At 75.0% G+C, this 11,814-nt stretch carries 9 protein-coding genes; 4 read left to right on the top strand and 5 right to left on the bottom strand.

Features of this window, described 5'->3' with window-relative positions; translation table 11 throughout:
* Positions 1–165: 165 nt before the first annotated feature.
* The gene (locus tag NLX85_RS09745) at positions 166–1,326 is read left to right on the top strand and encodes a glycosyltransferase family 4 protein (protein WP_254333769.1); all 1,161 of its coding nucleotides are present in this window, start codon (positions 166–168) and stop codon (positions 1,324–1,326) included.
* A gap of 53 nt (positions 1,327–1,379) precedes the next feature.
* On the opposite strand, the gene NLX85_RS09740 is transcribed toward NLX85_RS09745, so the two are convergent.
* Positions 1,380–1,547: a hypothetical protein gene (locus NLX85_RS09740; protein ID WP_212839125.1), complete on the bottom strand. Its 168-nt coding sequence runs from the start codon at positions 1,545–1,547 to the stop codon at positions 1,380–1,382.
* The gene (locus tag NLX85_RS09735; RefSeq protein WP_254333767.1) at positions 1,544–3,262 is read right to left on the bottom strand and encodes a hypothetical protein; all 1,719 of its coding nucleotides are present in this window, start codon (positions 3,260–3,262) and stop codon (positions 1,544–1,546) included. Before NLX85_RS09735 ends, NLX85_RS09740 begins: the two co-directional genes overlap by 4 nt.
* A gap of 148 nt (positions 3,263–3,410) precedes the next feature.
* Here NLX85_RS09735 and NLX85_RS09730 point away from each other — a divergent pair, with 148 nt between their 5' ends.
* Complete coding sequence (locus NLX85_RS09730; protein ID WP_254333765.1) at positions 3,411–5,747, top strand: hypothetical protein; 2,337 nt, start codon at positions 3,411–3,413, stop codon at positions 5,745–5,747.
* A 21-nt stretch (positions 5,748–5,768) separates the two neighbouring features.
* Here NLX85_RS09730 and NLX85_RS09725 read toward each other — a convergent pair whose 3' ends face one another.
* The gene (locus NLX85_RS09725) at positions 5,769–6,524 is read right to left on the bottom strand and encodes an FkbM family methyltransferase (RefSeq protein WP_254333763.1); all 756 of its coding nucleotides are present in this window, start codon (positions 6,522–6,524) and stop codon (positions 5,769–5,771) included.
* A gap of 158 nt (positions 6,525–6,682) precedes the next feature.
* On the opposite strand from NLX85_RS09725, the gene NLX85_RS09720 reads away from it, so the two are divergent.
* The gene (locus NLX85_RS09720) at positions 6,683–7,882 is read left to right on the top strand and encodes a polysaccharide biosynthesis protein (RefSeq protein WP_254333756.1); all 1,200 of its coding nucleotides are present in this window, start codon (positions 6,683–6,685) and stop codon (positions 7,880–7,882) included.
* Between the two features lie 18 nt (positions 7,883–7,900).
* Here NLX85_RS09720 and nudC read toward each other — a convergent pair whose 3' ends face one another.
* Positions 7,901–8,824, bottom strand: a complete 924-nt coding sequence (gene nudC / locus NLX85_RS09715) for an NAD(+) diphosphatase (RefSeq protein WP_254333754.1) — start codon at positions 8,822–8,824, stop codon at positions 7,901–7,903.
* A gap of 194 nt (positions 8,825–9,018) precedes the next feature.
* Here nudC and NLX85_RS09710 point away from each other — a divergent pair, with 194 nt between their 5' ends.
* A complete protein-coding gene (locus tag NLX85_RS09710; protein WP_254333752.1) occupies positions 9,019–10,836 on the top strand; it encodes a VanW family protein in 1,818 nt (605 codons plus the stop codon).
* A 72-nt stretch (positions 10,837–10,908) separates the two neighbouring features.
* On the opposite strand, the gene NLX85_RS09705 is transcribed toward NLX85_RS09710, so the two are convergent.
* Complete coding sequence (locus NLX85_RS09705; RefSeq protein ID WP_254333750.1) at positions 10,909–11,535, bottom strand: NADPH-dependent F420 reductase; 627 nt, start codon at positions 11,533–11,535, stop codon at positions 10,909–10,911.
* Positions 11,536–11,814: the final 279 nt, after the last annotated feature.

Genomic DNA, 11,814 nt, shown 5'->3' with positions numbered 1-11,814 from the left:
CGCACGGTTCCGCGCTGACACACCCTGCCAAGCTTTCGGGCCTCCAGCAAACCCCCGGTCGACGAGCTGTTATCCGATCGTCGCTGCCGACACGACCCATTGCGTACGTGTGCTCCGCCGCCCTAGGGTGGCGCGATCGTGCCGTTACCGATCGGTAGGAGCAGCGTGGACAGGTCCGGCAGCACCACCGCGCGCCACGTGCTGTTCCTCAACTGGCGCGACACGAACAACCCCGAGGGCGGCGGCTCCGAGGTCTACATCGAGCGGATCGCCGCCGAACTGGTCGCCGCCGGTCACCGGGTGACCCTGCTCTGCGCCGCCCACGAGCGAGGCGCGGCGGAGGAGACCAACGCCGACGGCACCCGGGTGCTGCGCCGCGGCTCCCGGCACACCGTCTACGCCCGCGCCGCGCTCACCTGTCTCGCCGGCCGGTTCGGCCTGGGCCCGCTGGCTCGGCGTCGCCTCGGCCGGCCGGACCTGGTCGTCGACGTGTGCAACGGGGTGCCCTTCTTCGCCCCGCTCTACGCCGGGCGCCCGGTGCTCGCCCTGGTGCACCACGTGCACCGGGAACAGTGGCCGGTGGTCTTCGGGCCGGTCATGAGCCGGCTCGGGTGGTGGATCGAGTCCCGGCTGGCGGTGTGGCTGTACCGGCGTTGCCGCTATGTCACGGTCTCCGAGGCGAGCCGGGCCGAGCTGGCCGAGCTGGGCGTGGACCGCGAGCGGATCGACGTGGTGCCCAACGGCACCCCGCCGGTGACCGGCGCCCTGCTGCCCCGGACGACCCACCCGTCGCTGCTGGTGCTGGGGCGGCTGGTGCCGCACAAGCGGGTGGAGATCGCCCTGCGCACGGTGGCCGAGCTGCGGGAGGAGCTGCCGGACCTGGAGCTGGTGGTGGCCGGGCAGGGCTGGTGGGAGCAGCCGCTGCGGGAGCTCAGCGACTCACTCGGCATCGCCGACCGGGTGCGGTTCACCGGCTTCATCAGCGAGGAGGAGAAGCACGAACTGCTCTCCTCCAGCTGGCTGGCCCTGACGCCGTCGCTCAAGGAGGGCTGGGGGCTGACCATCGTCGAGGCCGCCGCCCGGAGCACCCCGACGATCGCGTTCCGCTACGCGGGCGGCGTCGCCGAGGCGATGGTCGACACGGAGACCGGGCTGCTGGTGGACGACGAGCGGGAGTTCACCGAGCGGGTCCGGGAACTGCTCGCCGACGACGTACGGCGCAAGGTGATGGGCGAGGCGGCGCTCGCGCACGCGGCCCGGTTCACCTGGGCGGCGACCGGTGCCCGGTTCGCGCAGCTGGTCGCCGGACTCACCGCTGCGCGGTAGGCGGACACGCGACCGGGGCGCCCGCATCGGCGGACGCCCCGGTCGGCGCTTGGTCAGCGGGTGCCGTACAGGGTGGCCTCGGAGCTCTGCTCACTCACCGTGCTGGTCTTGGCGACCTCGTTGGCGGACGGGCTGAGCGCATTCGCCAGACCGACGCTGCCGAGCACGCCGAGCAGCACCCCGAGTACTCCGACGGCGACGAACGCGGGCAGGTTCCTCATCCACCTTCTCCTTCCGCGGGACTCGCGTCCCGGGACGCTACCACGCGTCGCAGCCCCCGCGCAGCGGCCGAAAACCCGATGGTCAACACCACCGTTCCGGCCAGCAGGTGGGCCAGTCCGACCGGGCCGGGACCGTTCGTCGTCGCCGGAGCCGTCCAGCCCGGGTTCTCGTAGAGGGCCAGCTCCGGTCCGGCATGCGCCAGACGCAGTCCGACCAGCGACGACGCCGGCACCGGTGGCCCGAACGCCCGCTGCACCAGCACCCAGCGCACACCCGTCCCGGCCAGCGGCCGGCCGGTGGTGAGCAGGGCCCGGACCCGGGCGGCCCGGGGATCCTCCCCGCCGATGGCGAGGTCGCCGACGCGCAGGGTGTCGTCGATCAGCACCGGCGCCGACAGGTACCGGGGCGCCGGGTCGATCACCACCTGCCCACGGTTCCAGGCGTACCGCTGGTACTCCTGGAACGGCAGGGAGAGCACCTCGCCCGGACGGTCGGCCACCTGCCGGGCCACCGCCGCCCAGTCGGCGGGGTAGTCGACGGGCCGCAGCCGCCCGATGGCCCCGAACGCCAGGTCGGGCAGGACGGCCACCGGCAGCAGCGCGGCGCCCACCAGCAACACCCGCCCGATGGTCGCGTCGAACCGGGTGGCGAGCCGGTCGGCCAGCCGTTCCGCACCGAGCGCCACGGCCACGGCGAGGGCCAGCGCGTACGGCACCAGCAGTTTCTGCCCGTCGCGGATCAGTCCGGCGCCGGGGACCGTGTCGACCAGCCGGCCGAGCAGGGCGGCCCCACCGGGGAGCACGCCGAGCGCCGCGACCAGCCACAAGCCGACCGCCAGCAGGCCGAGCCGGCCGGCCGCGCCGGCCGGCCACCGCCGGCGCAGCAGCGGCACGCCGTACCCGGCGAGGAGCAGCAGCAGCGCGGTGGCCAGCGGCACCACCCCGGACTGCCGGGACACCGGGACGGTCAGGCCGTTCCAGATCCCGCCGGTGCCGGCGAGAGCGACCAGCGGCCCGGCCCAGTTCTCGGCGCGGGCGGCGAAGGCGGCCACCCCGGCCGGATCGGACCGGCCGCCGGTGGCGCTGCCCACCCCGGCCACCAGCCAGGGCGCGTTGAGCAGGACCGTCGCCGCCAGCGCCGTGCCCGCCCGACGACCTGCGCCCGGGTACCGGCCGGGCAGCAGCACCGCCACCGCCGCCAGCGCGAGCACGCCGCCGGTCGGGGTGATCGCGGCGACGGCGGCCGCGAGGAGCAGCCGGGGCAGCGCCCCGGGCCGGCCCGCCCGCACGTCGAGCGCCGCCGCCACCAGCCAGGGCAGCATGGCGTACGCCAGCAGCAGGCCCCACTGCCCGATCAGCAGGCGCTCGGCGAGGTACGGCGTCCAGGCGTAGCCGAGCGCGGCCACCACCCGCACGGCGGTGCGGTCGGTCGGCACCAGCCGGGCCGCGCCGAGCGCGGCCAGCCAGAGGATCGCCACCAGCACCAGCCGTTGCAGCAGCCAGCCCGGCACCAACTGGGTGAGGAGCGCGACCACGGCGTCCTGCGGGACGGCCCGGGGCAGCGCCGAGGCCGGGGCGATCACGTCCCAGCTCAACGCCTGGCGGGGAACGAAGACCATGTCGTAGCGGAGCACGTACCCGGGTAGCGCCAGCGGCGCGAGCACCACCGCCGTCACGGCGGCGGCCACGCCGTGCGGCACCAGCCGTTCGCGCATCCGTCGACCCCACCCTGCCCGCCCGGCGCGGACCGCGCCGCCCTGGTCCGGCGGCCACTGTACGCGGCGCCCGCCGGGCCCCGACGTCCCCCGAACCATCCGTTGACCTGATGGGACGCCCGGTGGCCGGTGTGGCAGTCTTCCCGCCATGGCATCGACCGGCACGCCCACCACCCCCGACGGCCCCGGCCTCCTCGGCGGCTGGACGCGGATTCATCCGGTCCGCGCGGCGGCGGTGGCCATGATCCTGGTCAGCCTGGTCTGGCGGGCACAGCTCGCGTCCCGCGGCTACCTCGCGGTCGACGACTACGTGCTGATCGCCCGCGCCGCGGAGTCCGACCTGACCCCGGGCTTCCTGCTCACCCTCTACAACAACCACTTCATGCCGGCGGCGCTGCTGGTCACCTGGCTCGTGACCCGGGCGGCCGGCCTCGCCTACTGGCCGTACGTCCTGCTCCTCACCGCCGCCCAGGCGGTGCTGGCGGTGAGCTTCGCCCGGCTGCTCCGCACCCTGGTACGCCCCGGCTGGGCAGTGCTGGTGCCGCTGGCGCTGTTCCTGTTCAGCCCGCTCACCCTGGAGGCGACCTCCTGGTGGGCGGTCGGCGTGAACATGCTGCCCATGCAGATCGCCATGGTGCTCGCGATCGGCGCCCAGGTCCGGTACGTGCGCACCGGCCGGAAGCGGCACCTGGCGACCCTCGCCCTGGCGGTGGTGTTCGGGCTGGTCTTCTTCGAGAAGGCACTGCTCGTGGTGCCGCTGGTCTTCCTGCTGACCGCGTTCCTCTTCGTCGGCGGACCGCCCGTCCGGGCGGTGCTGTCCACCGTTCGGCGGTACTGGCCGTCCTGGCTGGTCCTGACCGCCCTCTCGCTCGCCTTCCTGGCGCTCTACGGCTCCCGGGCGGAGTCGTCGATGCGCCGGCCGGACTCGCTCGGGGAGGTGTTCTCGTTCCTCTGGCAGTTGCTCGGCTCCACCGTGGTGCCGGGCCTGCTCGGTGGGCCGTGGCGCTGGCTGCCGGCCGGTGACGGAGCCCCCGTGACCGCCCCGCCGGAGCTGGGCCGGTGGATCGCCTGGGCGGCCTTCCTGGTGCTGGTGGTGCTGACCGTACGGCTGCGCCGGGTCGCCGGCCGGGCCTGGCTGCTGCTCGCCGCGTACCTGACCCTGGTGACCGCACTGCTGGCCGCGACCCGGCTCGGCTCGATCTACAGCGACGTCGCCGGTGCCGTCCCCCGGTACGTCAGCGACGTCGTGGTGGTGGCCGCCCTCTGCATCGGCGTCGCCCTGCTGGGCCTCCGGCCCGCGCCGGACCACTCAGCCTCGACCGACCCGGTTCCGGCGAACGGGGACGGCGACCTCCACCAGGCCGCCGTCGACGAGCGAGCCGACCCCGAGCCGGGTCCCATGACGCCCGACGACGCGTCGGGTGAGGTGCCGACCGACGACGCCTCGGCGCAGGTGACGGCCGACGACGAGCCCGGCGACGTGGTGCCGGTGCCCGCCGGGACCGAGCCCCGGGTCGCCGTGCCGGCCACCACCTACGGCGGTCACGGCGTCCTTCACGCCGAGTACGACCACGACGAGCTCCCGCTCCGGGACCGTCCGTCCGCGGCGCGACCGTTCGACGCGCCACCGCGGCGCGCGGACGCCGCCGGGTTGTCGCGGTCGACGGCGGCGCCGCTCCCGCCCGGCCCGGCACCGGACCACCCGGACCCGGTGGACGGGCGCACCGCCGGGCCGCCCAGCCCGCCGGACCAGCTCACCGCGACACCGGAACAGCCGCCGTTCACCGGCTGGCGCGACCCCGACGACCCGCCGCTCCCGGCGGTGCTGGTGCGGCACCGGGAGGCGGTCTCGGCCGGCCTGGCGCTCGCCCTGGTCGCCGCGGGTCTCGGCACCGCCTGGACGACGGCCCGTTTCGGCGACGAGTGGGCGGTCAAGAGTGGGCGCACCTACCTGGAGACGGTGCGGGCCGAACTGGCGGCGGCCCCACCCGGCACGGTCTTCTTCGACCAGCCGGTGCCGGGCGACGTGGTACCGACGCTCTCCGCGCCCTACAACCGGCAGTCGACGTTCTTCCACGCCCTGCCGGAGCGGCCGGTCTTCGTCACCGAGGCGGAGAACCCGTCGCTCCTCGACAGCTCCGGCCGGATCACCCCGGTGAAGGTCGACGGCCCGACCGCCCAGCCCGGCCCCGAGCAGGCCTGCGGCTGGAAGGTCACCGGTGGCGCGACGGCACGGCTGCCACTCACCGGGCCGCGCGACGACTGGTTCTGGGTGGTCCGGATCGGCTACCTCAGCTCGGGCGAAACCACGGCCACCTTCCGCCTCGGCGGAAAGGAGAAGCGGTTCCCGGTGAGGACCGGGCTGCACCAGATCTTCTTCGAGTTCACCGGCGGCGGAGACACCGTCGAGCTGAGCGTCGACGACCCGCACGTGACGCTCTGCACCAACGAGGTCGCGATCGGCACCCCGACGCCCCAGCAGTGACGCGCCGGTGGCGGCCGTCGTTCACTCCGGCCGGAACAGCACCGAATTGACGTACCGGGGGCGGGGCCAGAGGACCCGACGGGCGAAGCTCTGCTCCACCCGGACGATCGCCTCCCGCTGGTGGCGGGCAAGGTCGAAGTCCGCCAGCGGCACCCAGCTGCGCCCCGGCAGCACGTACCCCCGGTAGCCCCAGCCGCCGAGCAGCTCCAGCAGCGGCTCGACCGGCTGGATCCGCTCCTCCACCTCGATGAGCAGCGCCGGGCGGTCGCGGCCGATCGTCTGGGCGGCACCGCGCAGCGCGGGCAGCTCGTGCCCCTCGATGTCGAGCTTGACGAAGCGCACGTCGCTCAGGCCGAGCGAGTCCAGGGTGATCCGGCGTACCTCGACGGCCTGGCCCTGCCCCGGCTGCTCCAGGGAGGACGTGCCGACGATCGCGCCGCCATCGGGCACGTGCAGCGAGGCCGTGCCGGCGTGGTCGGAGACGGCGGCCTCGACCACCTCGACCGTGGGGAAACTGTCCCGTAGCTGGCGGGCCAGTGCAGGCGTGGGCTCGACTGAGACGACCCGGTCCGCGCGGCGCAGCAGGCGGGCGGTCCACGGGCCGTACCAGGCGCCGACATCGACCGCCGTACCACCACGCGGCACGAAGTCCGCCAGCCGGGCCAGCTCCGGCTCCACCCGGGGGTAGACCAGCCGGATCCCGTTCGCCACCCACCGCTCCGGCAGCTTCGCGGCCAGGCCGGAGGTCGCTGCCGCGGCCACGTTCGTCGACGTCACGGGCAGCACACTAGACCTTTCCCGGCGGCGGGGGCAGGGGTCGCGCGTGCGGGGCTTACGGGCCGGCCGACGGACCGGTACCGTCTCCCCGGTCGGGCCGCGGTTCCGGTCGGTTGTCGGCCGCGGTCTTCAGAGCAGGGCGGGCCACTCGAGGCGGCATGACACAGACCATCGGCAGGGACGCCGGCGTGGGGCGGCTCGGGGCCGCCGGCGCCGCCGTCACGGTCGCCACCATGCTGACCAACGCGCTCGCCTACCTGGTGCCGGTGCTCGGCGCCCACCGGCTCGACCCGGCCGGCCTGGGGGCGCTGGCGACCGTGCTCGCGCTGGGCGCGATCGCCGCCGTGCCGGGATTCGGCCTGCAGATCGCCGTCGCGGTGCACCGGGCGCGGAGCGGGCCCACCCGCACCGGCCGGCTGGCGCTGCTCACCGCCGCCGTCAGCGCGGCGGTCACCGTGGTCGCGGCGCCGGCGCTGACCGTGCTGCTGCGGCTGCCGGTGGCGCTCACCCTGCTGCTCGCGGCGACCACCTTCGCCACCGTGCTGGCCGGCCGGTGGCTCGGCGAACTCCAGGGTGATCAGCGCTTCCTCCGGCTCTCCGCGGCGATGACGGTCCTCGCCGCCGGCCGCTACGGCGGCCTGGTCGTCGGGCTGGCGCTGGGTGGGGACGCCGTCACCGCGCTGGCGCTCACCGCGGTCACCGGCCTCCTCGCGCTGCCGCTGCTGGCCCGCCTCGCCGCCGGCGGCCGGCCGACGCCCGTCGCCGGGCCCGGGCAGCGCGACCTGCGCCCCGGGGACGTGATGACCGCGTGCGCGGCCACGCTGGCAACACTGACCATCTCGTACGCCGACCTGATCCTGGCCCGCCAACTGCTGCCGGCGGCCGGCTCCGGGGCGTACGCGGTCGGCGCGGTGCTGACCAAGGGTGCGCTCTGGGGGCCGCAGGTGGTGACGCTGCTGGTGCTGCCCCGGCTGGCCCGGGGCGACCGGCGGGCCCGGGCGCTGGGCCTGGCGGTCATCCTCGCCTGCGGTTCGGTGCTGGTGGCCGCCGCGGCGTTCGGCGGGGAGCTGGCGTTCCGGCTGGCCGGCGGCGCCGACTACCTGCACCTGGCCGGCAAGGCCCCCCTCTTCGTCGCCACCGGCGCCCTGTACGCGGTCGTCTTCATGCTGGTCAACGACCGGGTGGCCAGCGGCGTCCGGTTCCCCGCGGCACCGCTCTGGGCGGCCACCGTCGGGCTGGCCGGGGCGGCCCTGCTGGTCGCCCCCCGTACGGTCGAGGGGGTCCTCGGCTGTGCGCTGGCCACCGCCGTGCTGACCGCCGCCGCGATGACCTGGCTGGCGTTCCGGCCGCGGCGCTGACCGCGCCGGTCCCGGTGCTCAGTCGCCCGCGGCCAGCCAGCTGTGCAGCAGGTGGTGGTCGATCGAGTCGACCCGGCCCAGCGGCCGCCCCGCCGCCACCCGCTCCCGCAGCTCCGCGCGGCTGAACCAGCGCGCCTCCACCACCTCATCGCCGTCCACCCGCACCTCGGTCGACGCGGCCGTCGCGCGGAAGCCGACCATCAGCCCGGCCGGGAAGGGCCACGCCTGCGACCCCTGGTACGCCACGCCGGCCACGGCCACCCCGGCCTCCTCGGCCAGCTCCCGGCAGACCGCGTCCTCCAGGCTCTCCCCGACCTCCACGAAGCCCGCCAGGGTCGACCAGGAGTCCTCGGACGCGCCCCGGTGCCGGGCCAGCAGGCAGCGCTCCGGCTCACCGGGCGCCTCGACCAGCACGATGACCGCCGGCTCGATCCGGGGGAAGAGCAGCCGCCCGCAGCCGGCGCCCGTGCAGGACCGGGTGTGGCCGCCGTCGCCGGCCACCGTCGCCGCACCGCACCCGCCGCAGAACCGCTGGCCGCGGTGCCAGTGCAGCAACCCCTTGGCGTACGCCTGGACGGCCGCCTCGGCCGCCCCCAGCCCGCCCACGAGGGCGCGGACGTCCACCGCCTCGGCCGCGCCGGCCAGCTCGCACGCCTCGGCGTCGCCCCGGCCGGAGAGGTCCACGGCGAACACCGCCCGGCCGGCATCCAGGCCGAGGAACACCGTCTCGTCGGCGGCGGCGCGCAGCCCGGCCGCCCCGGCCCCGGAGCGGCGCACCGGCGCCCGGTCGGCCGAGACCAGGCAGCGGTCCCGCCACAGCGGCAGCAGCACGCTCTCCGGATCGCTCAGCCGCGCGGCGATCCACGCCGGGTCGGCGCGCAGCGCCGCAGCCCGGTCCAGCCAGCCACCGCCGTACGCCAGGGTCCGTTCATCCGTCCGCACCCGGCCACCGTCCCACGATCCGGACCGGCACGGGAACCCGCCGGGGGGTGATCACGGCGACACCCGGGGGACGGCGGGCGCGCGGCCCGGCTGACCGCCGGGACGGAGACTCCCGGCTCGCTCGAGCGTTGGTTACCGTAGGTGTCTCCCGTGGGGGAAGCGGTCCCCGCGTGGTACTTCCGATCGAGGTTGCTGTGACGCTCTACGGCGAAAAGGTGCCTTCCGCCGACGACCGGCCCACCGTGAAGGTGACAGCGGTGAACTGGCCGGACGTCGAGGCGGAACCGGTCGCCGCCCCCACCACCGGCGGGCCCGGGAAGCCGGGGCGGTCCCGGCGCGGGCGGCTGCTGCTCGCCGGCGGGATCGTCGCCGCGGTGCTGGCCGCCGGCACCGGTCTCGGCACCTACGCGTACGCCGGCGACGTGCCCCGGGGCACCACGGTCCTCGGCGCCGAGCTGGGCGGGCGGAGCCGGGCCGAGGCGGCCCGGGCGCTCCACACCGAGCTGGAGCGCCGGGCGGCGGCGCTGAACGCGCCGATCACCGTCACCGTGGGCCAGAAGAGCGCCGAGCTGAAGCCGGCCGACATCGGGCTCGCCGTCGACGTGGACGCCACCGTGGCGGCGGCCGCCGCCGCGGAGGCGCACCCGGTGAGCCGCCTCGTCGGCTCCCGCACGGTCGAGCCGGTGGTGACCGTCGACACCGCGCGGCTGGAGGCGGCGCTGCGCAGGGCCATGGGCGACCAGGGCCGCGAGATGACCATGCCGGCCATCATCTACACCGGCACCACCCCCAAGCCGGTCTACCCGAAGCCGGCGCTGACCGTCGACGCCAGCGGCGCCGCCCACGCGGTGAAGGCCGGCTGGCTGGCCGGCGCGCCGGTGGCCGTGCCGCTGGTCGAGAAGTGGCCGGCGAGCACGCGCGAAGAGGTTGACCGGCTCGTCGCCGAGCTGGCCCGGCCGGCCGTCGCGGCTCCGGTCACGCTCACCACCGACGTCGGCTCGGTCACCATCCCGCCCGCGGCCATCGCCCGGGGGCTGCGCTTCTCGGCCGACGACGCCGGCAAGCTGACTCCCCGCGTCGACGTCAAGCGGCTGCGGACCGCGCTCGGCGACCAGCTCGCGAAGCTCGAGGTCGCGCCGAAGGACGCCGGACTGACCATCAGCGGCGGCAAGCCGAAGGTGCTGCCGGGCCGGGCCGGCCGGCAGGTCGACGCGGCGGCGCTCGGCCGGGACCTGCTCGCCGTCCTGCCGAAGGCGGACGGCCGCACGGTGACCGCCGAGCTGAAGCCGGCCGAGCCGGAGCTGACCGAGGCGAAGCTCGCCGAGCTGGGCATCAAGGAGCGGGTCTCCACCTTCACGACCCGGTTCCCCGGCGGTCTCTCCTCGCCGCGCAGCCAGAACATCGTCCAGGCCGCCAAGGACGTGGACGGCGCCATCGTGCGGCCGGGGGAGACCTTCTCGCTCAACGGCCACACCGGCGAGCGCGGCTACGACCAGGGTTACAAGGACGCGCCGACCATCGTGAACGGCAAGCTGGTGCCGGGCGTGGGCGGTGGCGTCTCGCAGTTCACCACCACGCTCTTCAACGCCAGCTACTACGCGGGGCTGGAGGACGTCGAGCACAAGCCGCACTCGTTCTACTTCAGCCGCTACCCCGCGGTCATCGAGTCGACCATCTACTGGCCGCAGCTGGACTTCAAGTTCCGCAACAACACCCCGTACGGCGTCCTGATCGACACGTCCTACACGTCGAGCACGATCACCGTGTCGATGTGGAGCACCAAGATCTACGACAGCGTCAAGACCGAGTACGGCCCGCGCCGGAACATCACCCAGCCGAAGACGGTCTACCTGGATCCCGGCCCGGACTGCATCGCCGCCGCGGGCAGCGAAGGCTTCGCCCAGGACGCCTACCGGGTCATCATGAAGGACGGCAAGGTGGTGAAGCGGGAGAAGTTCAGCTGGCGCTACGACCCCGAGCCGCGGTTCATCTGCGCCAAGCCGCCCGCCTGACGCCCGTCGCGCGCACGCACGGAAAAGCCCCGCCGGCCAGTCGCCGGCGGGGCTTTTCCCTGTCGTACGCCCTCAGGGCCGCGCCTCGGCCAGCCCCTGCCGTACGCCGTCGGCGTCGCGGTCGGTGCCGTAGACCGGGGTGTCCGGCTGCTGCCGCCAGCTCTCGTCGAGCGTGCCGCCGTCCACCGGGTCGAAGCCGAGGTCGTCCACCAGCTGCATGACGACCCGCTTCGCGTCGGCGTCGTCCCCGGCGACCGGAAGCGCGATCCGGCCCGGGGTGCCCGCCGGCTTGCCGGCGTCCATGAGGTGCGCGGCCTGGATGTTGTTGAAGACCTTCACGACGCGGGCGCCCTTGAGGTGGTCCGCCGTCCAGCGGCTGGAGCTGAGGCTGCGGTCGAGCAGCTCGGGGATGTCGCCGTCCCGCTGGGGGTAGTAGTTGTCCGCGTCGACGACCAGCTTGCCGTCGAAGAGCGCCGCCGGCATGTCCGGCACCGCCTTGACCGGGATGGCGACGACGACCAGCTCCGCGTCCTGGACGGCCTCCTCCAGGGTGCCGGCCGTCGCGCCGGTCTCCGTGGCCAGGTCGGTCAGGCTCTGCGGCCCCCGCGAGTTGGCCACCGTGACGTCGTGGCCCAGCGTGCGCAGTCGACGGGTGAGGGTGCCGCCGATGTGCCCCGACCCGATGATTCCGATCTTCATGACCTCTCCTGCCTCCGCCAGCTCCTGGCGGTCAGTTCCGGCCGAACCATCAGCAGGTACCCCGACCGGTCCGCCCCGATCGTGGGAGGACGCGTACAGCACGTCACGTTTTCCGCCGGCCTGACGGGGCAGGCGCGGGCGGTCCCGCACCGACGGTACGAGACGCGGCAGGGTGCTCGGGGCGATTCACGGAAGCGGGTCCCAAACGCAGTCAGGGCCACCCCGAAGGGTGGCCCTGACTGGAAGATTGTCCGGCGGTGTCCTACTCTCCCACACCCT

This window comes from Micromonospora sp. A3M-1-15 (assembly GCF_024213425.1).
Classification (GTDB): Bacteria; Actinomycetota; Actinomycetes; order Mycobacteriales; family Micromonosporaceae; genus Micromonospora; species Micromonospora chersina.
This window is presented reverse-complemented; position numbering and strand designations above follow the sequence as displayed.

Coding starts and splice junctions, on each gene's coding strand:
- NLX85_RS09740 (WP_212839125.1), bottom strand. CDS start 1,547: ATGAGGAACCTGCCCGCGTTCGTCGCCGTCGGAGTACTCGGGGTGCTG.
- NLX85_RS09735 (WP_254333767.1), bottom strand. CDS start 3,262: ATGCGCGAACGGCTGGTGCCGCACGGCGTGGCCGCCGCCGTGACGGCG.
- NLX85_RS09730 (WP_254333765.1), top strand. CDS start 3,411: ATGGCATCGACCGGCACGCCCACCACCCCCGACGGCCCCGGCCTCCTC.
- NLX85_RS09720 (WP_254333756.1), top strand. CDS start 6,683: ATGACACAGACCATCGGCAGGGACGCCGGCGTGGGGCGGCTCGGGGCC.
- NLX85_RS09705 (WP_254333750.1), bottom strand. CDS start 11,535: ATGAAGATCGGAATCATCGGGTCGGGGCACATCGGCGGCACCCTCACC.